Here is a 22,721-nt window from a genome sequence, read left to right on the forward strand (position 1 = left end):
ACGCACATCAAGGGAATGGCGGAAGGAGCCCGGAGCGTTAACACCGCCCTACTTGAGCAGTCGCGACATCCTTCTGTCGGCCAACACTCTTCCGCCGGTCTGGCAGGTCGCGCAGTACTGGAACGAGCGCTCCGCGTATGCGACTTCGCGCACCGTGTCGCCACACACCGGACACGGCAATCCGGTGCGGGCGTGCACGCGCATGCCGGACCGCTTCTCGCCCTTGAGCCGCGCGGCGTCCTGCCCGACAGACCGGTCGACCGCGTCGGTCAGCACCTCCCGCATCACGCCGTAGAGTGCCGAGAGCTTCTCCGCGGACATGGTTCCCGTCGTCGCGAAGGGCGAGATCTTTGCGGTGTGCAGGATTTCGTCCGAGTACGCGTTGCCGACGCCCGCGAGCACCATCTGGTCCGTCAGTGCGGATTTGACCCGCTGCGACGTCGCTTTCAGCACCGTCGCGAATTCGGCTTCGCTGACAGCAAGTGCATCCGGACCGAGCTTCGCGATCCCGGGCACCTCCTGCGGATCGCGGACGAGCCAGACCGCAAGGCGCTTCTTGGTTCCGGCCTCGGTGAAATCGATTGCCGGCATCGCGCCTTCGGGGGTGAACAGATGAATACGCAACGCGAGCGGACTCTTTCCGCCCGGTTTCGGCGGCGCCGGATTCGGATTGTCGATCCACCGCATCCACCCGGCCCGGGACAGATGCGTGATCAACCACAGTCCATCGCACCCGATACCGAGGTGTTTGCCCCACCGGCCGGTGCCCGTGACGTCCCTGCCCTGCAGGTCGGTTATGGGCGGATCGAAGGTCTTCAGCACGCTCAGCGCGGCAATGTCGACCCGGCCGACCACACCGCCGACCGCGTTCTTCTCCAGGAACTGCGCGAGAGCTTCGACCTCGGGGAGTTCGGGCATAGCTCCAGGGTAATCAGCGACGCAGCAGGTAGGTGTCCATGATCCAGCCTTTGCGCTCACGAAGTTCTGCGCGTCGCTGCTGAATGTGCCCCTCGACATCGCGCAGTTTCCCCGCGATCAACTCCTCGTCGGGCATCCCCAGATATGCGCCCCACCAAATATCCACGTCGCCTTCGACTTTGGTGAAGCTGCACTCACCGTCGAGCATGACGACCGTGTTGGTCACCGTTTCCTCGGCGAGCCGCCGGCCGGTCGTGATGTGGATCGGTTCCCCGATTCGATTCAGGACGATGCGATGGCGAGCCGCCAGCGCCTGCGGTGCAGTGATTCCCGGGATCACCTCGTAGTCGAAATCCAGCCGGCCGCGGACGCGCTCGACGATGCGCAGCGTGCTGTCGTACAGCGCCGGATCGCCCCAGACGAGGATCGCGGCGTCCTCGTCACCGAGCTCGGCGAAGCGAGCTGCCAGGAGGTCCGCGCGGCGGTCGTGCCAGTCGTCCACGACCGCGCCGTAGTTCTCGGGTGCGCGGTCCCGCGGCGGATCCTGCACTTCCACGATGCGATACGGGCGATCCATGTGCTCGTCGAGAATTCCGGTCCGAACGTCGACGAGTTCCTGCTTCTCTGCGCCCTTGCCGATCACGAAGAACACGCCGACCTTGTTCATCGCCTTGATCGCCTGGACGGTGACCTGGTCTGGATCCCCCGCGCCGATCCCGATCACATAGAGCTTCCGCATTCTCGGGAGCCTACGTGGACAGCTCCGGGACTCCGAGGGTGAAGGTCATCGACTCGACGACGGCACCGAGGTGCCTGCCCTTGCGCAACCAGGTGGGCAGCGGACCGTCGGACTCGACTTCGACGTTGATCAAGGCCGCGCGCATCTTGCCTCTGACTCCGAGCACAGATGCCCCTACGCGACCGTCCGCGAATTGCTGGACAGCCTTCATCTTCGTCACGAACGGCACTGGCGGAGCGATGATTCGCGGCGTCGCCGATACCCGCCACGGAATTCCGACCGTGCTGGTCGCGGTCATGGTTTCGCCGTTGCCGATGTCGCCACTGAATTCGGCGAGGGTCTTTGGCATCGCCCAGTTCGTCCGTCCACCAACAAGACTCACTTCGGAGTCGACGGCCATGAAGGTGACGCTGCCGCGAACCTTCGCACCGTCGCGGACCCCGACTATGCCGAGCACTTCGTCGTACGGCCCGACCGGTGTATCGACGTAACGCACCAACCCGCCGACTACTGCCAACGGATCGACTTGCGCCCGAATACCTTCCGGCAAGGCCGCGCGCGCTGCCCGGCCGCCGATCCCCGTCCACACGAGTGACTGTGCACGGCATTCCCACGGTGCGCCGCTACGGTTCTCGGGCAGGCGTGCGACGAGGTCCGCGGGTAGGTCGGTCTCCGGCACTCCTGCAACACCGAGTTCTGCGCGCATCTCGATCACTTTCCTTCCACCCGCTTCTGGTAGGCCGCGCGGGCCTCGAGATCCATCGTTTCGGTCACGCTCGCGCCACCGGCCAAGCGGAACAGCGTGTCCCGGATGTCGCCGGGCAGCGTGCTCGACGCTGCAGCGAACGCGGCGGCGGTCTTGGGGACGAACACTTGGCCCGACCTACCGGACCCGACCGCAGTGAGCACTGCAGCCGCGACCGCGTCCGGATCGACCATCGCGAGCTTCTCCATCGCTTTGTTCGCCTTCATGCCCGCAATGAGTTCTGTCCGCACGAAGCCTGGGCAGATCGTCGTTATGTGTACGCCAGAACCACGCCATTCCTGCCGGAGCGCCTGCCCGAATCCGACGACGGCGTACTTGGCCGCGCAGTAGGACGCAGCATTCGGCGACGCGAGGGTGCCCATGATCGAGGCGATATTGACGACATGACCGCTGCCGCGTGCGTGGAAGCGTTGCCCGGCGAGCTTCGTGCCGGTGAGCACGCCGCGCACATCGATGTCGACAACTCTGTCGGTCACAGCATCGGATTCCGCGAGGAACGGTCCGATCGGCATGATCCCCGCGTTGTTGACGAGCACGTCGAGCGGGCCGAGCGCCGCTTCCGCGCCGTCGAGGAAGGCGGCGAAGCCAGTCGGGTCGGTGACATCGAGAGGGAATCCCGTGGCACCGTTGCCCAGTTCGGCCGCGGTCGCCAGCGCCGCATCTACGTCGATATCTCCGATCGCGACCCGAGCACCCGCGCCGAGAAATGCCGCAGCGATCTCGCGACCGATGCCACGACCGCCGCCGGTTATTGCAACGGACAGTCCATTGAGAGAAGAATGCGCCATGTCTCTCATAGTAACAGCTATTGGCAGGTCGCCAATAGCCTGTTTCGCTAATTGTGTGCGATTCCGACCGGATTCCGGGCGGAATCCGCCGTTAACGCCGCAGTGATGGTTGCCAACACCTTTTCCGGAGTTCGCGTCAGTTGATGCCACGTGAATTGCAGGACCACCCACCCGGCGTTGACGAGAATGTTCTGCCGCTCGGCGTCGCGGACAAAGCGTTCGGCATCGCGATGCCATGCCCAGCCATCGACCTCGATTGCAATCTTGGCGTGGCCGAACGCCACGTCGATCTCGAATCCGCAGCTGTTCACGTGCTGTCGCCAGCCAATGATCCCTGCCCCCCGAAGCAGCCGATGGAGCATCCGCTCTGCTTCGGAATGGCCGCCTGCGCCCGCCGAATGCAGCAATGCCGCGGCGCGAGCGCTGCCCCACCGTCCGAGATTTCGCTCATGCGCCGCTCGCAGCATCGCCAGGCGAACATTGTTCTGCAATGCGCGATCCATGAAAACCGAGCCGTTCGGTAGTTCTACTGCGGACTCCAGCACGGTCAGCGGCAGGTTGGTCACCAAAAGACCGCGATAGACGCCGACGTCGGCCGCGTCCAGATCCCTGCGTCGCATCCGAACACCACTAGGGGGCCGAGTCCGTCGGCGTGCCGGAACCGTGACCCATCTTTCGCTCGAGGGTTTGTCGAGTAAGCCGCGCCACCATGCCGCACTCGGACCGTAGGCAATCGCGCCCTCAGCTGCAGCGAAGACCGCAGCGCGAAGCCTCGCAGCGGGTCCGTAGGCCCTGTCCGCACGCAGATAGACCCCGCTCGACAGACGTCGCCAGTCACCGGCGCAGACGCGTCGACTCACCGCAGATTCCGACATGCCCGCGTGGACCGCTTGCGCCAGCGTCACGACTCCATCTTGTGCGGCCATGACCGCGTTGACTTTTCTCGATGTCACGGGCGGTTTGACGCGGTTGCCCGGAGTGCGGTTCCGTTATGCGCCAAGTTTGTGCAGTTCCACCCGCTTTTCGGGCGAATCCGCACAGTTTCGACCCGCCTCCCGGACGGGCCGCAGACGCGACCGTAAACTGGGGCCGTGGCGACCGACACCCAATACGAAGATCTGCTCCGGCGTGTCATGGAGAGCGGCGCGGTGAAAGCCGACCGGACCGGCACCGGCACGCGCAGCGTGTTCGGACATCAGCTCCGCTACGACCTCGCTGCCGGCTTCCCGCTGATCACCACGAAGAAGGTCCACCTCAAATCCATTGTGTACGAGCTGCTCTGGTTCCTGCGCGGGGAGTCGAGTGTGAAGTGGTTGCAGGACAACGGCGTTACGATCTGGGACGAATGGGCCGACGCCGACGGCGAGCTCGGTCCCGTCTACGGCGTGCAATGGCGTTCCTGGCCGACGCCGGGCGGCGAGCACATCGATCAAATCAGCGAAGTGCTGAAAACCCTTGTCAGCAATCCAGATTCGCGGCGCATCATCGTGTCGGCGTGGAATGTTGCCGACATTCCCCAGATGGCGCTGGCTCCGTGCCACGCGTTCTTCCAGTTCTACGTTGCCGACGGCAAATTGAGCTGCCAGCTGTACCAGCGCAGCGCCGACCTGTTCCTCGGCGTTCCGTTCAACATTGCGAGCTACGCCCTGTTGACCTATATGGTCGCCCAACAGACCGGCCTCGAGCCCGGCGAATTCATCTGGACCGGCGGCGATTGCCACATCTACGACAACCACGTTCAACAGGTGACCACTCAACTCGAGCGTGAGCCGTTCGACTTTCCGCAGCTGAAGCTGCGCAAGGCGGAATCGCTGTTCGACTACGCATACGAGGACGTCGAGATCGTCGGCTACCAGCACCACCCGCCGATCAAGGCACCCGTTGCCGTCTAGGCGCATCAACCTCATCTGGGCTCAGACGACCGCGGGCGTCATCGGTCGTGCCGGCACGATTCCGTGGCAGATCCCCGAGGACATGGCCTATTTCAAAGCTCGGACGGTGGGCCACCCCGTTGTGATGGGCCGCCGGACTTGGGACTCCCTGCCCCCTCGGTTCCGGCCACTGCGCGAGCGGCGCAATATCGTCGTGACCCGCCAACCGACGTGGACGGCCGACGGCGCGGACGTCGCAAATTCGCTCGAGCAGGCCTTGGAATCGGTCGACGGCGACGTCTGGATCATCGGCGGCAGTGAGTTATACACGGCAGCAATGCCTTTCGCCGACCTGCTCGCAGTGACCGAGATCGACGCCGAGATCGACGGCGACGCGTATGCGCCCAGAATCGGACCGAACTGGCGGCACGACGACGCCCCGTGGCAATCCTCCACGCAGTCCGGCACCCGGTACCGATTCCTCACGTACTTACCTGTCAGGTAATTGTCCGGCCTACCTCGACCGGCGAAGCTTCGAGTTGTCAACGAACCGACAACAGGAGGCACCGCGATGATCGCCACGATCGAGAACAAGACCCACATGACGCTGCTGCAGTTCGCCTTGAAGCTCGACGCCGTAGTGACCGCCGCTAACGGCGTCGCCTACCTCGTCGCGGCAACATTGCTCGACGACGTACTCGGACCGGAGACCGGATTCCTTCGCGCGATCGGACTCTTCCTGCTGGCCTATGGCGTTGCCGTCTGGGTACTCGGGTCGCAGCAGCAGCCGAGCCGCCCCGCGGTTGCGCTGGTCATCGGCGGCAACGCCGTCTGGGCAACGGCCAGCATCGTTTTCGCTATCGAAGCACCGTCGCTGACCACGCTGGGAACAGCCTGGACCGCCATGCAGGCGGGCGTCGTCGGCGGCTTCGCGGCACTGCAGTGGTTGGGCCTGCGCAGCCGTCGCCTATCCGTTAGCCGATAACCTCCGCCGGGTCCTCGTCATGTGCGTCATACTCCTAAGGCAGGGTCCTTCCCCACAGCCCCGGGAGAGGCATCACATGGATAAGAAGTCACTGACCGCCGTCGCACGCCAGCAGCTCAAGTTGGCAAGTACGGCGTCCAGCGGCCGCAGTTCGCAGACCATCTACGGCGGCCATTCCCGCAGTCTGCGGCAGACCGTCGTAGGTCTGTCCGCAGGCCAGAGCCTGGCCGAGCACGACAACAGTGGCGAATCCACCCTTTTGATTCTCAGCGGAAAGCTGCAGCTGATCAGCGGCGAGAACATCTGGAAGGGTTCGACGGGCGACCTGCTCGTAGTCCCGAACGCGAGGCACAGCGTGGAAGCACTCGAGGACGTCGCCTTCCTGCTCACTGTCGCCAAGTAGCAGCCCCTCCTCCCGAGGGGCTGTTCCTTTGGCCGCTAATTGACAAATTCTTTTGTCTATTAGACGATGGCGACGTGGAGTTGGTCGGAGATCCGGAGCAGTTGCGGCGAGCACTCACGCCAGTGCGCCGCGCGCTCCTCGAGCGTTTGCGCGAGCCTGCGTCGGCTATCGAACTTGCGGCGGAGATGAACGTGCCCCGCCAGAAACTCGGCTACCACCTGCGGCAATTGGAAGAGGCCGGGCTGATCGAACTGGTCGAGACACGACGCCGGCGCGGCTTCACCGAGCGCGTACTACGCGCGCGAACATACGTTATCGATCCCGATATCCTCAGTGCCCCAGACAATCTCGACAATGCTCGCCACGCCGCCGACCACCTTGTCAATGCCGCGTCGGCGGTCGTCCGGGACGTCGCGCGGATGCAGGCCGCAGCCGATCGCGGCGGAACGAGACTGCTTACATACACGCTCGAATCCGAGATTCGCTTCGCCGATCCAGGCGACGTCAACAGCTTCACCGAGGCGCTCGCGTCCGCAATGGCAGAGGTTATCGAGCGCTTCGACTCTCCCACCGGCAGGTCGTTTCGCATCCTTGCTGCCGGTTACCCGATGCCGAAGGAGTGATCTGGATGACCGAATCCAATGGTGTGACAATCGAAGTGACGATCGCGGCTGCCCCCGAGGTGGTCTGGCAGGCGTTACGTGATCCGGATCTGATTCGCCGCTGGCACGGCTGGGTCGTCGAAGGACTGGAAGAAGAAGTCGACTTCATCTACCGCAAATCGGTATCCCTCGACGACGCGGCGAACTACGTATTCCGCACCGACAACGAGGACGAATTCTCCCTCCACCCCTCGGACGCCGGCACCGTCGTACGGATCACCAGGGCGCCCAAGGGCACCACACCGGAATGGGACGATTGGTACGACGACATCACCGAAGGCTGGACGTCGTTTCTCGCTCAGCTCCAGTTCGGCATCGAGCGGCACGGCCTCGCCGAACGCAGGACCCTCATGCTGGAGGGTCGCCTGCGTGACGACGCCGACGTACGAGACACGCTGCACCTGAACGGATTGTCGGTAGGTGATGGACACCGGTCCGATCTCGGTTTCAGCGGATCGGTCCAACTGGTCGGAGCCAATCAAACCGCCGTGAGTGTGGACGACGCCGGACCAGGACTGCTCGTCGTAGCCAAGCAACCGATCAATGCGCAACGGCCACACGGCGGTTCGATGATCATTCTCACGACCTACGGTCTCGACGATGCCGAACACGCAGCGCTGCAGCAGAAATGGCAATCCTGGTGGGATGCCTCGACGTCAGTCGATCAGCCCGCGTAGCTGCTCGACCATCTGCAACCGCTCTTTGGCGTCGAAGGTAAGTGGCGCGACGTTGATCGTGGTGACGCCTGCCTCGGCGAATGCCGCGATCCGTTCCTTCACGTAACCGGCGGGGCCGATCAGAGAGATGGATCGCACCAGATCATCCGGAATCGCCCGCGCCGCTTCGTCTTTCTTGCCGCTCAGGTACAGATCCTGGATCCGGTCGGCTTCGGCTCCATAGCCGTAGCGCGTCGCGAGCTCGTGATAGAAGTTCTTCGACTTTGCGCCCATGCCACCGATGTAGAGGGCGAGGTGCGGCTTCACCCACTCCAGTAGGTGATCGACATTCTCGCCGATTGCCAGTGCTGGGCCAGCGAATATCTCTAGCGGACCCAGCGCGGGATCGCGCTTGGCATAACCCTTTTCCAGCGCAGTCCCCCAGACATCCTGCGCCTTCTCGGGGTTGAAGAAGATCGGTTGCCAGCCTTCGGCGATCTCTGCGGTGAGCTCGACGTTCTTGGGACCCAAGGCCGCCAGCAGGACCGGAATACGTTCGCGGACAGGGTGGTTGATCAGCTTCAGCGATTTTCCGAGTCCGGTTCCCCGGTCGGCGGGGAGCGGGATCTTGTAGTACTTGCCGTCGTATTCGAGGCGCTCGCGCAGCCACACCTTCCGGCAGATCTCGACGATCTCGCGAGTCCGGCCGATGGGTGCGTCGTAGGGCACTCCGTGGAAGCCCTCGATCACCTGCGGTCCGGATGCGCCGAGACCGAGCACGAACCGGCCGTCGGACACGAAATCGAGGCCGGCAGCTGTCATGGCTGTCAATGACGGCGTCCGGGTATAGATCTGCAAAATGCCGGATGCCAGTTGCAGGCGCGACGTCCGAGCCGCGAGAAAGCCCAGGGCACTCACCGCGTCGTAGGAATACGCTTCCGCGACGAAAACGATGTCCAGTCCGGCCTGCTCGAGGTCGACAACCTCGGCAGCCATCTCGCTGAACCCACTGGCGTAGTTGACGGTCAGCCCGATACGCATGTCAGTCACCTTTCGCTCGGACGATCCGTCCGTTGTCATACACCGTAAACCGTGGGCGAACCGACGCTGTCAACGGGGCGACGCTCTATCGTGGCGCCATGGTCGATCCAATTCCACTTCGGGTGCGCGCCGGATCCACGAACGCGCTGCGGACAATCGTCTACGTGGCGTGCGGCCTCGTCGTGGGCCTGGTGATCGGTTATGCGATCGTCGCCGCGTTCGGCTACGGCCGAGTCGTGACCGCGATTCTGATCGGGCTCGTTCTCGCCATAACTATCATCGTCGCGCTCCGCGCGTCGTTCTCGATCGTTCTCGACGAATCCCGGATCGTCGTCCGGAAGCTGCTGCACAAGCGTGTCCTGCTCTGGAATCAGGTCGAGCGGATCACCGCGGCGGCTGTGGTCGACGACAAGGGCCGACGCGAACTGTGGTCGTTCGCTCTGACGAGTGCCGTCGACGGGCACAAGCAGTCGGACGTCCTCGTCGTGATCCCGCCTGTCGATGCGCAATACCGCAACGCCTACGAGTTCAACAAGCGCCAGCAAATCATGGACATCGTCGCGCTCGCCAAAATGAAGAACGTGCCACTCTACGTCCCGACGCGCATTTCGTTTGCGCTGCAGAAGAACTGGCACATCGACAGCACGGACAGCTGAGCGCTCAGCTCAGCTTTCGCAGTAACCACAATGGGCTGACGCGCATGACGTTGGACAATGGCGTCCACGGCCACCACGGGACGTACGCGGTCGCGGGTTCCTTCTCGATCGCGCTCACGAGGGCCCGGTGGCCCTTCTCGGCCGACGCCAGCAACGGCGTCTTTCCGGATTTGGCGGTCATCTCCGATTCGATGTAACCCGGCAGCAGCGTGGTCACCGTGATCGGCTTGTTCAAAACGTCGATGCGAATGCCTTCTGCAAGGTGGGAAGCCGCAGCTTTGGACGCCGCGTAGGTCGTGATGTTGCCGCGCCCGCCGCGCACCGCGCTGACCGACGAGACGACCACGAGGTGACCAGCGTTTTGCTCGCGGAAGATCGTCATCGCCGCTTCGCACTGGGCAAGCAGGCCGATGAAGTTGGTGTCCGCCGTCTGCTTGTTCGCCGCAAACTTTCCGGTGCCGATCGGCTGACCTTTGCCGAGGCCCGCGTTCGCAATCACGCGATCCAGACCGCCGAGCGCTGCCGCGGCCTCGTCGAACACGCGGAAGACGGCGTCGTGGTCGTTGACGTCCAGCTTGGCCACGAAGACAGTGATGTCAGGGTGTGCCGCGCGCAGTTCGGCAGCCAGCGCTTCCAGCCGATCGGTCCGCCGCGCGCACAGCGCCAGGTTTCGGCCCTTCGCAGCGAACAAACGCGCCATGCCCTCACCGAGTCCCGAACTCGCGCCGGTGATGAGGATGTTGCGGCGTTCCGGTCTGCTCACTTGGCGTCTCCCGCAGTTTTGTATTTGGCAAGTTCGATTCGCGCGACGACGCCGAGGTGCACCTCGTCCGGACCGTCTGCCAGTCGCAGCGAGCGGGCGCCCGCGTAGGCCGCAGCCAACGGGAAATCGTCGGTGAGACCTGCGCCGCCGTGAATTTGAATGGCCATGTCGACTACTTCCTGCGCCATGACGGGGACGGCGGCCTTGATCTGCGAGACCTGCGAAATGGCACCCGCAATGCCGTGCGTGTCCAACAGCCACGCGGTGTAGTGCACCAACAGTCGCGCCTGCTCGATCGCGATGCGCGCCTTGGCAATTCGCTCCCTATTGCCGCCGAGGTTGGCGAGCGGTTTGCCGAAAGCGGTCCGCGTCGAGGCGCGGGTACACGCCAGTTCGAGCGCCTTCTCCGACAACCCGATCAACCGCATGCAGTGATGAATCCGGCCGGGCCCGAGCCTGCCCTGTGCGATCTCGAAACCGCGCCCCGGACCCGCAATGACGTTCTCCGCCGGCACCCGGACGTCGGTGAAACTGACTTCACCGTGCCCGTAGGGCGGGTCGAACAGGCCGAACACGGGAAGCATCCGCTCGACACTCACACCTGGCGCATCCACCGGAACGATGACCATCGAGTGCCGTTGGTGCCGGTGGGCGTTCGCGTCCGTCAGCCCCATGAAAATGATGAAACGGCAATTCGGATGCCCGATGCCCGTCGAGAACCACTTGCGGCCGTTGATCACCACCGTGTCGCCGTCGAGCATCACAGTCGATTCCATGTTCGTCGCGTCCGACGACGCGACGCCCGGCTCGGTCATCCCGAACGCCGACCTGATCTTGCCCTCGAGCAGCGGCGCGAGCCACTCGTCCTTCTGCTGTTGGCTGCCGTAGTGCACCAACACCTCAGCGTTTCCGGTATCGGGCGCATTGCAGTTGAAAATCTCGGGCGCGATGAACGACCTGCCCATGAGCTCAGCCAGCGGCGCGTAATCCGAATTCGACAGCGTCCCCGGCAGAAACAGATTCCACAGCCCCTGCTCGCGCGCCTTTGCCTTCAGCTCCTCGATGACAGGGAGCACCTGCCACGGGTTGTCGAGCCCGAGGAGCTCGGCGTGGTACCCGTGCTCGATCGGTTCGATCTCGGCGGCGATGAAGTCGGCAACGCGACGATGAAGATCTGCGGCCTTGGGAGATAAGGCGAAGTCCATAGGGCGAGCGTAGCCGCGCCGGAAAACCGCTTGAAGCCGACCGCCGCCGACCGGGATGCTGGACGACTACACAGAGAGGAATGGCAATGACCACCCGAAGACAACCGGTCCACAGAAGCGCCGACAACGAGTTGGTCGGCTTCGTCGAGCCCGCACACGGTAGCGGACCGTGGCGAGCGCTGACGGTATTCGGCGGCCACATCGCCGACGCCGGCGACCGGGATGCGGCAGTGGGAGTCGTCCTCGACCGGGGTCTTGCCAGCTTGACCGAGCAGTGGTGGTTCTACGAGCACGAGCTGCGCCAATGGCGTCGGGTGCAACTGAGTGAAGTACATACCGAAACAGTGCGCGGCCACAACGGCCCGTACCCGCAATGGGCGGACAAGCTCACGATCCGAGGAGCCGACCTCGCCAGCATGACGCTGACGCTGCCACCGTCACAGCCGGGTGACGCGGCACCCGACTACGGCGACTGGCCGGAGTAGCGGTCAGGCGTTCGACGCACCGAGACCGAGGGACACACCCTTCTGGAGGAGCCAGCGGGCAGGATCGACCTTCTGCCCGTTCGGGTCCCAGATCTCGAGGTGCAGGTGCGGTCCGGTCGAGTAGCCACGGTTGCCCACGGTCGCGATCGTCTCGCCGGCATTGACCCGCTTGCCGACGAACGTCGTGATGTCGTTGACATGGCCGTAGACGGAGACCGTGCCGTCGTCGTGGCGAACCCGCACCCACAGACCGAACCCGGATGCGGGCCCCGCCTCGATGACGGTTCCGTTGGAGACGGCACTGATCGGCGTACCGATCGAATCGGCGAAGTCGAGGCCGTAGTGCATCGCACCCCATCGCGCACCGTAGCCCGAGGTGATCACGCCGTTGACGGGACGGACGACCGGCGCGTGCGGGAGGAACTGGTTGGCGATGTCCTCGCCCCACTGGTTGATCTGTTCGATCGCGCCTGTGATCTCCGGCGGCAACTGGGGCAGCCCGGGAGCCTGGGCGATCGGCAGCAATTGCTGTGCCAACTCGGGAACACCCGGCATAGCGGCGATCGACTGCAATTCCGGCGGCATCGGATTGGCGACCGGCGTTGCGATGTCGTACTGATCCGAGCCGTCTTCGGCCGCGTTCGCGGTCGTGGGGTTACCAACTTGATATCCGGTGGCGAGCAGTGCGCCGGCGGCGACGGCGACCGTCGCGACGACAGCCTTGCTGTCGATGGTCCGTGGCTCGACCCTATGTCGCCCGCGATCAGGAGATGTACTGGTCACGCCCTCGCGCGCGAGGATCGAGACTGAATGCATCTTCGTACTGGCGGCTTGCTGCGACAATGCTCTGTCCTCGATAGGTCGGCCGGACATAAGTAACAAATCCATATAGAACGAGTAGAAGAATACAACTCCGTGATCGTTCCGCAACCTCTTCGCCCGAACCCGGTGGGTCGCCGGAGCATCGCGCGTGCACCCCAGGGTGGTGAATTACCCACCCCGGGGTGACTTTTGGCGACAGCGCTACCGCGCAAAGATGAGGGGTCCAAGAGTTTTTCTCGCGTGGAAAGAATGTCGTGGTCGGCAGTGCACGCGGCACTGTGCAGGTGCCCGGTAGACCTGAGCGACGGCTCGTCATCGAAGCCCTCGCCGACTTACCGACGGCCGAGCGCGTCGCCTTGGCGATGGCCTTCTACCGGGCCCAGAACGCCGAGTCCATCGGAGCCGAACTCGCGCTCGACGCGTCCGACGTCCTCGCCGCACTGCACGACGCGGCGCACCGGATGTGCGCCCACATCGAGCGGTAGCTCAGCGCGGGCAGTTGCTCGGCGCCGGGATTCCCTGGAAGCGCTGATCGAGGTAGTTCAACGCAGCGGGTGCGCCGAGCACGGCGGTCGTCAAGTGGTCGGGGCTCGGGAACAGCTCCGACTGCACCCGCGCTCCGGCGGCGCAATAGCGGTTCACGGTCGCGACGATCGAATCGACGGGAATCAGTGCATCCTGCGGCGCATGCCATTCGAATATCGGCGCGGTCGGAACACCTGGATAAAGCTCGACACTGTTCTCGTCGCCCACTTCCCACGCCAGTGGATTCGACGCGAAACTCATCGACGACGCAAGTTCCACAACACTGTGCCCTGCTCCGAACGCCAGGATTTCATTCGTGCACCCGTTCGCGACCGAGTTGCGCAACGCCAATCCCCGCGCATTCATCTGATCGCTGATCGGAAAGCGGTCGGGGTATTCGCGTTCGAGGCCGATTGCCGCCGCCAGCGCAAGGCCGAAAACGGGATGCGGTTGGTCGCCGAGTCCTCTGGCCATTTTGACGAGGTTCATCGGTACGCCGCCTTCTGCGACGCCGACGATGTTGAGTTCGGGTGCGTAGGTCGGCGCGAGCGCGGCCGCCCAGGCTGTCGCCATTCCGCCGCCCGAGTAGCCGGCCATCCCGATCGGGCTGCGTGTGAGGGCGAGTTCCGGTAAGCGCTGGATTGCCCGGATCGCGTCGAGCGTGATCTGACCGCCGAGCTTTGCGGCACCGTACGCCGCGGTCGGACCGAGATGGTCCGGCAGCGCGACCGCCCAGCCACGTTGCAACGCGATATTGAGCGCCGGAGCTTCCCGCACGACAACCGTCTGATCATCGGTGTAGAGCGCTCGCGACGGCGCGCATCGAGTGGCCAGACCGTTGATGATGTGCTGGTAGGAGAGCAGTGGTCCGTCGGGGGTGCGCCGGTCCGGCAGCATGACGAGTGTTGTCGCTGCTATCGGCAGGCCCTCGGAGTTGGTTGACCTGAACTTGATCTGATGAATGGTCGTTGCCGGGAAGAGCGGCAACGGCGGCATCGGCCGGTGGTCGATGACGTCACCGGGAGAAGTGCTCGCGATATCGGCGGGCTGCGCGTAGAACGGATCGGGATCAGGTGTCGGGTACAGCGGTTGCGCCGCGACGGTCGCAGCCGTCAATCCACTGAGCAGCAGGGCGACCGCTAGTCCCGTCGCAACACAGAAACTACCGAGAGCTTTTCGCGTCGAGAATCTGATCGATGTCCGAATCTTCGCACGCGCCTCTGCCATAGCTCCCATTCCCCGCCCCGCCGATTTGCCGGGTCATCAAAGCAATTCTCGGACAATATTGCAACCTGTACGCAGGGTAATTGGACTTCAGGTCTTTAACCAACCGACCAATGCGGACATGAGCGCGAATAGTGATCTGGCCGTTATACGGCGCTACTCATTCACCGCGGCCGAGCAGGCGTTCGACCACTTTTGCGTACAGTTCGGGTTCGGGAGCCGGCATGCCGAGCAGCCCGGCGAGAAAGACACCGTCGCCCACGAGTCGGACGATTTCGGCTTGGACCGGGTCGCCGATCTCGGCCTGTAGGGCCTCGTTGTACACGGCCATCGAATCGATGACGGCGCGTTGCACGAGCCCCTCGCTGCCGTCGACACTGCGCAGGACAGCGATCAGCGAGCGATACAGCGCGGCTTCTTCGGGATCGTCCGCGGTGCGCAGGTACCACTCGGCGACCGACCCACCGACTTCGGTGAACTGCTGCTCGTAGCGATCCCCCATGCGGCGCGCCATTCCCGCGAACAGGTCCTCTTTGCTCGGAAAGTGATAGAGCAATCCGCCCTTCGACACACCAGCCTTCGCCGCGACCGCCTCGAGGGTGATCTGTGAGAGCCCACCGTCCAGCATCAGGGCCTCGAGCGCGTCGAGGATGCGGTCACGTGTGCTGACTGACATCTAAATCACTTTACCGGCTGGACGGTTAAGTGCTAGCCTGAAGCTACTGTACCGGCTGGACGGTAAAGCGAACTAACTCAGGAGAGGTTCATGACGATCACGGTCGGCACAAAGGGAGCGGACGAGAACGTGCGCGCCTCCCGCCGAGAGTGGATCGCGTTGATTGCGTTGTCGCTCGCAGTGCTGCTTATTTCTGTCGACGCAACGGTCCTCGACCTCGCACTCCCCGCCATCAGCGCGGATCTCCAACCGAGCAGCACGCAGTTGCTGTGGGTCATCGACGTCTACTCGTTCGTGCTCGCGGGCCTGCTCGTCACGATGGGCACACTGGGCGACCGCATAGGTAGGCGCCGCCTGCTGCTGTGGGGTGCCGCGGGCTTCGGCGTTGCATCGGCCATCGCCGCGTGGTCGGTGAACCCGGAAATGTTGATCGCCGCGCGCGTGCTGCAGGGCATCTCCGGCGCAACCCTGATGCCGGCGACCCTCGGCCTGATCCGCGCGATCTTCCGCGACTCGGGCCAGCGCACCACTGCCATCGGCGTGTGGAGCGCGATGGCCGGCGGTGGCGCCGCGGCCGGTCCGCTGATCGGCGGCTGGCTGCTGGAGCACTTCTGGTGGGGCTCGGTCTTTCTCATCAACGTGCCCGTCATGATTGCCCTGGTCGCCGCGGGTCCGTTCTTGATCCCGGAGCACAAGGACAGCAATCCCGGTCGATTCGACCTGATCAGCGCCGCGCAGTCGATGATCGCGATCGTGCCGATCGTTTACGCCGTCAAGGAGATCGCCGTGCACGGCCTGGACGCCGAGGCGGTCGTCATAGGGCTGGCGGGTATCGCAGTCGGCGTGTTGTTCATCAGGCGGCAGCGTCGCTTGGCGGACCCGCTTCTGGACCTCGACCTGTTTGCAAACAAGCGCTTCTCGACGGCTGTCCTCACGAACCTGATGTCGGTGTTCGCGCTCGCAGGCGTCTTGTTCTTCGGATCGCAGTACCTGCAATCGGTGCTGGGCAAGTCGCCGCTCGAGGCCGGTTTGCTGATGCTGCCAGGCATGAGCGCGAGCATGGTGACCGCCTTGATCGCCGCATGGCTCGTGCGTAGGTGGAAGACGCGTGACGTCCTGGCGACCGGCCTGGTCGTCGGCGCGATCGGCTCGGGCGCGATGGTGTTGCTGCAGACGACGAGTGGCATCGCGGTGTTCATGGTTGCCTTCACGCTCGTCGGCGCGGGTGTCGGTATCGCACTGACGTTGACGTCGGACATCGTCGTCAGCTCCGTGGAACCGGCGCGTGCGGGAGCGGCCTCGGCTGTTTCCGAAACGGCGTACGAACTCGGCATCGCACTCGGCGTCGCCGTGCTCGGTTCCGTGGTGTTGCGCATATTCCGCGATGGACTGGACCTGACCGGCCTCGCGGATGTCCATGCCGCCGCCGCACGCGAAACTCTCGGCGGTGCGGTGGCAGTCGCTCAGTCGGCGCCTGCGGGCGTGCACAGCGCACTGCTCGAATCGGCGCACCTTGGCTTCGTGAGCGGCATCCATATCGCTGCAATCGCGACCGGGCTGTTGCTCGTGGCCAACGCAGTACTGGTCATGCGCATGCTGCGCTCGAAGTAGCCAAACGTAGCTGTGCGCGCCCATAGGCGCGCACAGCTACAGCTAATGCGGAACGGCGGGTGGCGTCGGCAGTGGCGCCAGATCGTCGTGCATGTCCTCGAGTGTCACGCCCTTGGTTTCTCGCACGAATCTCATGACGAACAGGAACGAGAGCAGTGCGCTGACGCCGTAGATGCCGTACGCCAACCCGAGCGAAATGTCCTTCAGCTCGGGGAAGCTGACTGTGATGACCCAGTTCGCAACCCACTGCGCGGCGGCGGCGAGCGAGAGTGCCGCAGCCCTGATGCGGTTCGGGAACATCTCGCCGAGCAGCACCCACACGACCGGGCCCCACGACATACCGAATGCGACGACGAAGAGATTCGCCGCTATCAACGCGATCGGACCCGTCACACCGGTCAACTCCGGCTTTCCATCGGCATCCAGCGACGCGGTCTGGAAGATGATTGCCATGGTCGCGAGCGTCACCGTCATACCCGCAGAGCCGATGAGCAACAGCGGTTTTCGGCCGATTTTGTCCACGAGCGCAATGGCGATGATCGTCGTCGCGACGTTCACGATCGATGTGATGACCGTGATGACGAAGGAGCCGTCCTCGCTGAATCCGACCGCCTCCCACAGCACGTTGGAGTAGTAGAAGATCACGTTGATACCCACGGCCTGCTGGAACACCGACAGCAGAACGCCGACCCAGACGATCGGGAGCAAGAACGTGCCGCCTGGCGCCCGCAAGTCACCCCATGACGGTGGCTTTTCGCGCTTCAGCGTCTCCCGGATGCGGTTGATCTTTATCTCGAGGTTCCGCTCGCCGAGCAGCGCGGTCAACACCTTGCGAGCTTCCGGGATCTTGTGGCGTGCAACAAGATAGCGTGGCGACTCGGGGATAGTCAGGGCCAGCAGACCGTAGGCGACTGCGGGCACCGCCATCACGATGAACATCCAGCGCCAGGCCTCCAGGCCGAGCCACAGTTCCTCCTTCGAACCACCGGCTGCCTGCGCGAGCAGGAAGTCGATCAGCAGCGACAGAAAGATGCCCGACACGATCGCGAGTTGCTGCAGCGATCCGAGCCTGCCGCGGATCCGGGCGGGCGAGATTTCCGCGATGTAGGCAGGTGCGATGACGGACGCAATTCCGACGCCGGCACCGCCGATGACTCGGAACAAGATGAACAACCACAGGTTGTCGACCAGACCGGCACCGAAGGCGCTGATCAAGAAGAGGACCGACGCGACCTTCATCACGAAGAGCCGGCCGAAGCGGTCGGCGAACCGACCCGCGCTCATGGCTCCGGCGGCGGCGCCCAGCAGCACCGCTGCGACGGCAAAGCCCAGTGCTTGACCGTGGATGTCGTAGTTGTCCTCGATTGCAGAGACCGCACCGTTGATAACTGCGCTGTCGTAGCCGAACAACAAACCGCCGAGTGCCGCTACGGACGCGATGCGGACAACGCCGTGACCGGTTGCTTCCTCATCGTCGTCGAAGATCGACGGTTCGTCGGGGATGGCACCATGCTCGCTCATATCAAGCCCTTCCTTTCAGAACGACCTTGCGTACGAGACCTGGGTCACGAGTTGTGATCCGAGTCACAATCAAATGGAATATACCTCTTTGATCAACTTTTGAATCAAACGAGTTTTCGCGTCGCATCGCGACACGCCGATCGCTTCCCCCGCAACACTTCTTGGCGGTTCCGCCGTGCATTCAGGGAGCCGAGGCCGGCGCCCCGTCGCAACGTTGCGAATGTGGTCGAGGTGGCAAACCATTGGCTTTGCGCACGACTCGACAAAACTTGCTAGATGTCAATACGTTGGTCATACTTGGCTCTACTGTCCACAGACTCGAGGAGCGTTCTTGCTCGACGACACGCAACTGGTGCCGGGCTCGACCTCCGAGCACACCGTCTGCCTACTCCTCAAACTCGGGCAGGTCGCCTTCCGGATGGCCGACGAACGCCTGATCGGCCTTGGCTTACGGCTTCGGCACTACAGCATCCTGCAAGCGCTCGCCGACCGTGGCGAAATGTCCCAAGTAGATATCGGCAATTGTCTGCGGATCGATCCGGCGACGATGGTGACCACCCTCGACGACCTCGAGCAGCACGGTTTGGCAGTTCGAGAGCGCCATCCCTCTGACCGTCGCCGCTACGTCATCACGCTCACCGACAAGGGCCGCGTCACGCTTCCCGAGCTCGATCGCATCATCAACGCCGTTCAGGACGACGTCTTCGCCGACCTCGACCCAGCCGAGCGCGACGACCTCCACCGGGCGCTGACTTCGCTCAACACCTCGAAGCGGTTGGCCAGTCGCTATGACAAGGTGCGCAGCGGGTCTTAATGTCCGCGTTGCCTCGGCGAGCAGGCCCCTGGCTGAACATCACCCGAGAAGCCACCCCCACAACCACCTACTCGGCGGGCAGGGGCGCGGGTCCGCCCCCAGCGCCCTTCTTCGCAGCAACTTACGTACAGAATGCGCAGTCTGTACGGACTATTTCACGAACAAACCCCGCCTCCGCCGAGTCGCTCCGCCGAGCAGGCCCTTGGCTGAGCATCGCCCGACAAGCCACCCCCACAACCACCTGCTCGGCGGGGTGCCAGGCGCAGAATCGCATAGGCGTGAGGTCGGCCGCTACACTCACACAGCACCCCGGTGCACCGAGGCCCTCGTAGCTCAGGGGATAGAGCAACCCTCTCCTAAAGGGTAGGTCGCAGGTTCGAATCCTGCCGAGGGCACTTACAACTTCTCGTAGATCAGGCTCGAGATCCGGGCTTCGTCTTCGAAGACCGCGCCGACGTCGGCAGCGATGTCGGTGACCGTTCCACCGTCGTTGAGCATCAGCGCGTACGCAACGGTTCTGCCGCTCTTGGTTTCGATGTAGCCGGCAAGGTTCTGGGCTTTGAGTTCGATTGTCTCGCCGTCGGCGCCCGGCATCAGTGTGGTGCCCGGCTTGGCGAACACGTTGCCGCGACCGGGAAGGTCTCGACCGCTCGTTGCGAGCGACCCGTTCTCGCCGAGCACCGGCAGCGCCGAGCGGAACTGCTCGGCGACGGGAGTGTCGGCCATCTTGTCGAGCAATCCGACGATGGCGTGTGGCGTTGCCCGGCTGTCCGGCGTGCCGCTGCCGTTGGTCGGGAAGTCGAATTGCGCTCCGTCGATGCCGAATTCCGTTGTCAGCGTTTCACGTTCGGCAGCGAGCGCCGATTCGATCGTCCGCGCGCCCTGCGTGAGCCCGAACAGGCTGAGACTCAGGTTGGCGCCCAGGTTCAGGCTGACCTTCAGCACCAGATTGGCCTGCTGCGCAAAGGGTGCCGACTCGTACGAAGCGACCTGCGTCCCGTCCGACGACGCCAGCTCAGCGGGATTGGTCGTGAGCATCGGGGCCGAGACCGTGACGCCGTGTCGCTGTAGCGCCTCGATGAACGCAATTCTTGCGAACGACGCAGGATCCTCCACCCTGAAAGTTCCTACGAACGAACCGCTTTGCGTCAAGGGCGCCTTGTACCCGACTGGCAGGGTACCGCTCACTTCGCCCGCGCAACCGGGCGCTCCGATGCATTCGATCCGGCCGTTGCCCGACAGTGAAACGACAGCCGGCTCGGCGGTGTTCACCTGTCCGCCGACCGTGAAAGCCGCTGTCCGAGGACGGTATTCGACCACAGCCGGTTGCCCCGTCTCCGCGGGCGTCACCGTCACATCGATCATACTCTCGTTGACGATGATCGGTGTGATCAGCAAGTTTCCGTTGGGTACCCGGTACGGATCGAACAGCTGATCATCGACGACGACGTTGCCGTTCACCGACCTGATTCCGGACGCCGCAACCTGACGAGCCAACTCATCGAGTGCATACAAGGGGTCCTGCGGGGTCAAGATCGCGGACCCAAGGGCGTTGGCGTCGTTATGGTCGAAATCGGTGTACTGCACGGTGTTTGCATCGACCCGCCGACCGCCGAAGGTCAGGTCACCCGAACCGACGAGTACCAGGTCACCCTGTAGAGCACCGGCAGGATCGACCTCGCCGACTCGGCGTACCGGCGTCGCGATGCGATGGTCCGCGCCCAAGGCGTCGAGCGCCAACCCCACCGAGAACAGTTTGCGGGTCGAACCCGTCAAAGACATTCTGTCCGCATTCAATTCGTAGAAGATCTCGTCCGTCTCGACGTCCCGGACGACCAGACTCCACGTCGAATTCTGATATCGCGGGCCGTCCATGATGGCGAGGATGTCATCGGGGATGACGAGCGGATCGGGCTGTGAAGACGAGTCGCTGCCACAGCCGGCAACGGCGACCGTCATGAGTGCGGCAACGCCCGCTGCGATGATCTTCATGATCCGAGCCCCTCCTGAAACGCTGCCGCGACGCCTGCCAGATCACCGCCGGCCTGAACGAGTCCGTCGTACAATTCGTCGAACGTCGCGCCACCCATTGCGAGATCGAATGCAAGCAGGGTCCCGTCGTCGAGCGTGATGTAACCGGCGAGGCTCTGCACGTTCGAGAGCAGCCGACCGTTCACCGGGTTCAACGCCACACCTGTGCCGGCCTTGGCCGCCACTTTGCCCTTGGCCGGGCTGTCGCCACCGTAGGGAGCCAAGGAGCCACTTTCGCCCAATACCGGCTGACCGTCGAAGAACGCCTGACCCCACGGCTGGGCCTTCGCCCACTGCACCCACTTCGTCATCTGCCGGGGCGTCGTCGACGCCGGATCGCCACCTTGGCCGTCGGTGAGGAAGACGGCCGTCGTATCCAAACCGGCTTTGCCTGCGAGGTCGTAGATCGTCTCGAGCCCGGCTGCGCAATCGGTCGACCCGCGCTCGACGGCGAGCAAACAGAGGAAGTCGTTGGCACCCGCGTTGTAACTCGTCTCCAGAATCATCGCGCCCATCGCCGACAGGGGCGGTGACTGCAGCGACGCCAGCTTCCGGTCATCGGTGAACGCAGCGGGCGCGGGCAGCGCACCTTCGTTGTTCGGCCGGTTCGGAGGCGCACCGACGCTCACGCCCGCGCGACCGAGTGCCTCGATCAACAGCACCCGCGCCCAGTCCGCCGGGTCGGGCACCTGGTACGTGGTGAGCTGCGACTTACCCTCGGCAATCGAGCCACTGACGATCAGCTTGGTCGGGTCAGTCGGATCCGGCTCGACGGACAACGACGAGTCCTCATCGGCAGCAACCGTATCGACCTGTGAGACAACGGAATACGCACTTGTCTGCGGGGACACGACGATCGTCGCAGGGCTACCCGCGGTGACGGTCACGTCCAGCAGGTTGTCGTTGACGAAGATCGGCGTCACGCCGCCGTCGCCGCCCGAGTAGGTCTCGAACAAGCGGGTGTCGATGAGAACGTCACCGTCGATCCGGTTCACTCCGCTCGCCTTGACCTGCTGCGCGAGATCGTTCAGTCCCGCGAGCGGATCTCCGACATCCGACGTCGGCCTGGCATTCGGTGCGATGTTCGCGTAGACGTGGTCGACCGTGTCCTGGTAGAAGGTGTGCTCGACTTTGCCTTCGATTCCGCCACGGCCGCCGAGGACGAAGTCGCCCGACGCGACGAGAACTACGTCTCCCGGCACAACTCCGTCGGCAACCGGTGCGGTCGCGTAGATCGGTGTCGTGAGTGTCGTTTCGGGGCCGAGGGTTTCGTACACGGACCCGACCGTGAAGTTCTTTGCGGTCGAGCCCGTGTAGATCATCTCGTCCGGACGGTTCTCGAGCAGGACCTCGCCGGATTCGGCGTCGACGACGTAATAGATCCATCGCGCCGTCGAATAATTCGGTTTCGCCATGATCTCGCGGGCCGCATCAGGCACATTTCCCGACGACCCCGAATCGGAATCCGAACAGGCTGCTGCGGCAACGGCGAGAACCGTCAGAAGTACGGCGGAGCGGAGAGTCTTCATGAAAGCTCCTCTGTGGGCCGAGCACGGCAA

At 63.8% G+C, this 22,721-nt stretch carries 25 protein-coding genes and 1 tRNA gene; 12 read left to right on the plus strand and 14 right to left on the minus strand.

The window, feature by feature from the left end; genetic code table 11:
- Positions 1–48 precede the first annotated feature (48 nt).
- The 5 genes from JGU72_RS05525 to JGU72_RS05545 are packed head-to-tail and all read right to left on the minus strand — an operon-like array spanning position 49 to position 4,164.
- On the minus strand, positions 49–918 hold the full coding sequence (locus tag JGU72_RS05525) for an Fpg/Nei family DNA glycosylase (protein ID WP_199682690.1): 870 nt from the start codon (positions 916–918) through the stop codon (positions 49–51).
- Positions 919–931: 13 nt separating this feature from the next.
- The gene (cobF, locus tag JGU72_RS05530) at positions 932–1,657 is read right to left on the minus strand and encodes a precorrin-6A synthase (deacetylating) (protein ID WP_199682691.1); all 726 of its coding nucleotides are present in this window, start codon (positions 1,655–1,657) and stop codon (positions 932–934) included.
- Between the two features lie 10 nt (positions 1,658–1,667).
- A complete protein-coding gene (locus tag JGU72_RS05535) occupies positions 1,668–2,363 on the minus strand; it encodes an acetoacetate decarboxylase family protein (protein ID WP_233531637.1) in 696 nt (231 codons plus the stop codon).
- Between the two features lie 5 nt (positions 2,364–2,368).
- Positions 2,369–3,211 carry an SDR family NAD(P)-dependent oxidoreductase gene (locus JGU72_RS05540; protein ID WP_199682693.1) on the minus strand — a complete coding sequence of 281 codons (843 nt, stop codon included), beginning with the start codon at positions 3,209–3,211 and terminating at the stop codon, positions 2,369–2,371.
- A 47-nt stretch (positions 3,212–3,258) separates the two neighbouring features.
- Positions 3,259–4,164 (minus strand): type IV toxin-antitoxin system AbiEi family antitoxin domain-containing protein, encoded by a 906-nt coding sequence (locus JGU72_RS05545; protein WP_307828306.1) that lies wholly within the window; start codon positions 4,162–4,164, stop codon positions 3,259–3,261.
- A gap of 180 nt (positions 4,165–4,344) precedes the next feature.
- Between JGU72_RS05545 and JGU72_RS05550 the strand changes: the two genes are divergently transcribed.
- The 6 genes from JGU72_RS05550 (at position 4,345) to JGU72_RS05575 (ending at position 7,809) form a co-directional block, all read left to right on the plus strand.
- Positions 4,345–5,103, plus strand: a complete 759-nt coding sequence (locus tag JGU72_RS05550) for a thymidylate synthase (RefSeq protein ID WP_233531638.1) — start codon at positions 4,345–4,347, stop codon at positions 5,101–5,103.
- On the plus strand, positions 5,093–5,587 hold the full coding sequence (locus tag JGU72_RS05555; protein WP_199682695.1) for a dihydrofolate reductase: 495 nt from the start codon (positions 5,093–5,095) through the stop codon (positions 5,585–5,587). The genes JGU72_RS05550 and JGU72_RS05555 overlap by 11 nt, the downstream gene beginning before the upstream one ends.
- A 66-nt stretch (positions 5,588–5,653) precedes the next feature.
- On the plus strand, positions 5,654–6,067 hold the full coding sequence (locus tag JGU72_RS05560; protein ID WP_199682696.1) for a hypothetical protein: 414 nt from the start codon (positions 5,654–5,656) through the stop codon (positions 6,065–6,067).
- A gap of 76 nt (positions 6,068–6,143) precedes the next feature.
- Positions 6,144–6,470 (plus strand): cupin domain-containing protein, encoded by a 327-nt coding sequence (locus tag JGU72_RS05565; protein WP_199682697.1) that lies wholly within the window; start codon positions 6,144–6,146, stop codon positions 6,468–6,470.
- Positions 6,471–6,544: 74 nt separating this feature from the next.
- A complete protein-coding gene (locus JGU72_RS05570) occupies positions 6,545–7,093 on the plus strand; it encodes an ArsR/SmtB family transcription factor (protein ID WP_199682698.1) in 549 nt (182 codons plus the stop codon).
- Between the two features lie 5 nt (positions 7,094–7,098).
- Positions 7,099–7,809 carry an SRPBCC family protein gene (locus tag JGU72_RS05575; RefSeq protein WP_199682699.1) on the plus strand — a complete coding sequence of 237 codons (711 nt, stop codon included), beginning with the start codon at positions 7,099–7,101 and terminating at the stop codon, positions 7,807–7,809.
- Here JGU72_RS05575 and JGU72_RS05580 read toward each other — a convergent pair.
- Positions 7,789–8,829: an LLM class F420-dependent oxidoreductase gene (locus JGU72_RS05580; protein ID WP_199682700.1), complete on the minus strand. Its 1,041-nt coding sequence runs from the start codon at positions 8,827–8,829 to the stop codon at positions 7,789–7,791. The genes JGU72_RS05575 and JGU72_RS05580 overlap by 21 nt on opposite strands.
- Before the next feature lie 98 nt (positions 8,830–8,927).
- Between JGU72_RS05580 and JGU72_RS05585 the strand changes: the two genes are divergently transcribed.
- Positions 8,928–9,485 carry a hypothetical protein gene (locus JGU72_RS05585; RefSeq protein ID WP_199682701.1) on the plus strand — a complete coding sequence of 186 codons (558 nt, stop codon included), beginning with the start codon at positions 8,928–8,930 and terminating at the stop codon, positions 9,483–9,485.
- Positions 9,486–9,489: 4 nt separating this feature from the next.
- On the opposite strand, the gene JGU72_RS05590 is transcribed toward JGU72_RS05585, so the two are convergent.
- Both JGU72_RS05590 and JGU72_RS05595 read right to left on the minus strand, forming a co-directional pair.
- A complete protein-coding gene (locus tag JGU72_RS05590) occupies positions 9,490–10,248 on the minus strand; it encodes an SDR family oxidoreductase (protein ID WP_199682702.1) in 759 nt (252 codons plus the stop codon).
- On the minus strand, positions 10,245–11,453 hold the full coding sequence (locus tag JGU72_RS05595) for an acyl-CoA dehydrogenase family protein (RefSeq protein ID WP_199682703.1): 1,209 nt from the start codon (positions 11,451–11,453) through the stop codon (positions 10,245–10,247). Before JGU72_RS05595 ends, JGU72_RS05590 begins: the two co-directional genes overlap by 4 nt.
- An 86-nt stretch (positions 11,454–11,539) precedes the next feature.
- On the opposite strand from JGU72_RS05595, the gene JGU72_RS05600 reads away from it, so the two are divergent.
- Positions 11,540–11,938: a hypothetical protein gene (locus JGU72_RS05600; RefSeq protein ID WP_199682704.1), complete on the plus strand. Its 399-nt coding sequence runs from the start codon at positions 11,540–11,542 to the stop codon at positions 11,936–11,938.
- Positions 11,939–11,941: 3 nt separating this feature from the next.
- Here JGU72_RS05600 and JGU72_RS05605 read toward each other — a convergent pair whose 3' ends face one another.
- A complete protein-coding gene (locus JGU72_RS05605) occupies positions 11,942–12,826 on the minus strand; it encodes a M23 family metallopeptidase (protein ID WP_233531119.1) in 885 nt (294 codons plus the stop codon).
- A gap of 188 nt (positions 12,827–13,014) precedes the next feature.
- Between JGU72_RS05605 and JGU72_RS05610 the strand changes: the two genes are divergently transcribed.
- A complete protein-coding gene (locus JGU72_RS05610) occupies positions 13,015–13,245 on the plus strand; it encodes an RNA polymerase sigma factor sigma-70 region 4 domain-containing protein (RefSeq protein WP_199682705.1) in 231 nt (76 codons plus the stop codon).
- A 1-nt stretch (position 13,246) separates the two neighbouring features.
- Here JGU72_RS05610 and JGU72_RS05615 read toward each other — a convergent pair whose 3' ends face one another.
- Both JGU72_RS05615 and JGU72_RS05620 read right to left on the minus strand, forming a co-directional pair.
- Entirely contained in the window at positions 13,247–14,512 is a 1,266-nt protein-coding gene (locus JGU72_RS05615) for a lipase family protein (protein ID WP_199682706.1), read from the minus strand.
- A gap of 157 nt (positions 14,513–14,669) precedes the next feature.
- Positions 14,670–15,185, minus strand: a complete 516-nt coding sequence (locus JGU72_RS05620; RefSeq protein WP_199682707.1) for a TetR/AcrR family transcriptional regulator — start codon at positions 15,183–15,185, stop codon at positions 14,670–14,672.
- A 90-nt stretch (positions 15,186–15,275) separates the two neighbouring features.
- Here JGU72_RS05620 and JGU72_RS05625 point away from each other — a divergent pair, with 90 nt between their 5' ends.
- Positions 15,276–16,796 (plus strand): MFS transporter, encoded by a 1,521-nt coding sequence (locus JGU72_RS05625; RefSeq protein WP_199682708.1) that lies wholly within the window; start codon positions 15,276–15,278, stop codon positions 16,794–16,796.
- Positions 16,797–16,838: 42 nt separating this feature from the next.
- On the opposite strand, the gene JGU72_RS05630 is transcribed toward JGU72_RS05625, so the two are convergent.
- Entirely contained in the window at positions 16,839–18,317 is a 1,479-nt protein-coding gene (locus JGU72_RS05630) for a sugar porter family MFS transporter (RefSeq protein ID WP_199682709.1), read from the minus strand.
- A 331-nt stretch (positions 18,318–18,648) separates the two neighbouring features.
- On the opposite strand from JGU72_RS05630, the gene JGU72_RS05635 reads away from it, so the two are divergent.
- Together JGU72_RS05635 and JGU72_RS05640 are read left to right on the plus strand one after the other, a co-directional pair.
- The gene (locus JGU72_RS05635; protein WP_199682710.1) at positions 18,649–19,131 is read left to right on the plus strand and encodes a MarR family winged helix-turn-helix transcriptional regulator; all 483 of its coding nucleotides are present in this window, start codon (positions 18,649–18,651) and stop codon (positions 19,129–19,131) included.
- A gap of 322 nt (positions 19,132–19,453) precedes the next feature.
- Positions 19,454–19,526, plus strand: a tRNA-Arg gene (locus JGU72_RS05640).
- A gap of 1 nt (position 19,527) precedes the next feature.
- On the opposite strand, the gene dacB (JGU72_RS05645) is transcribed toward JGU72_RS05640, so the two are convergent.
- Both dacB (JGU72_RS05645) and dacB (JGU72_RS05650) read right to left on the minus strand, forming a co-directional pair.
- Entirely contained in the window at positions 19,528–21,123 is a 1,596-nt protein-coding gene (dacB, locus tag JGU72_RS05645) for a D-alanyl-D-alanine carboxypeptidase/D-alanyl-D-alanine endopeptidase (RefSeq protein ID WP_199682711.1), read from the minus strand.
- Positions 21,120–22,691 carry a D-alanyl-D-alanine carboxypeptidase/D-alanyl-D-alanine endopeptidase gene (gene dacB / locus JGU72_RS05650; RefSeq protein WP_233531123.1) on the minus strand — a complete coding sequence of 524 codons (1,572 nt, stop codon included), beginning with the start codon at positions 22,689–22,691 and terminating at the stop codon, positions 21,120–21,122. Before dacB (JGU72_RS05650) ends, dacB (JGU72_RS05645) begins: the two co-directional genes overlap by 4 nt.
- Positions 22,692–22,721: the final 30 nt, after the last annotated feature.

Origin of the sequence: Antrihabitans auranticaus (assembly GCF_016481275.1) — a bacterium.
GTDB lineage: Bacteria > Actinomycetota > Actinomycetes > Mycobacteriales > Mycobacteriaceae > Antrihabitans.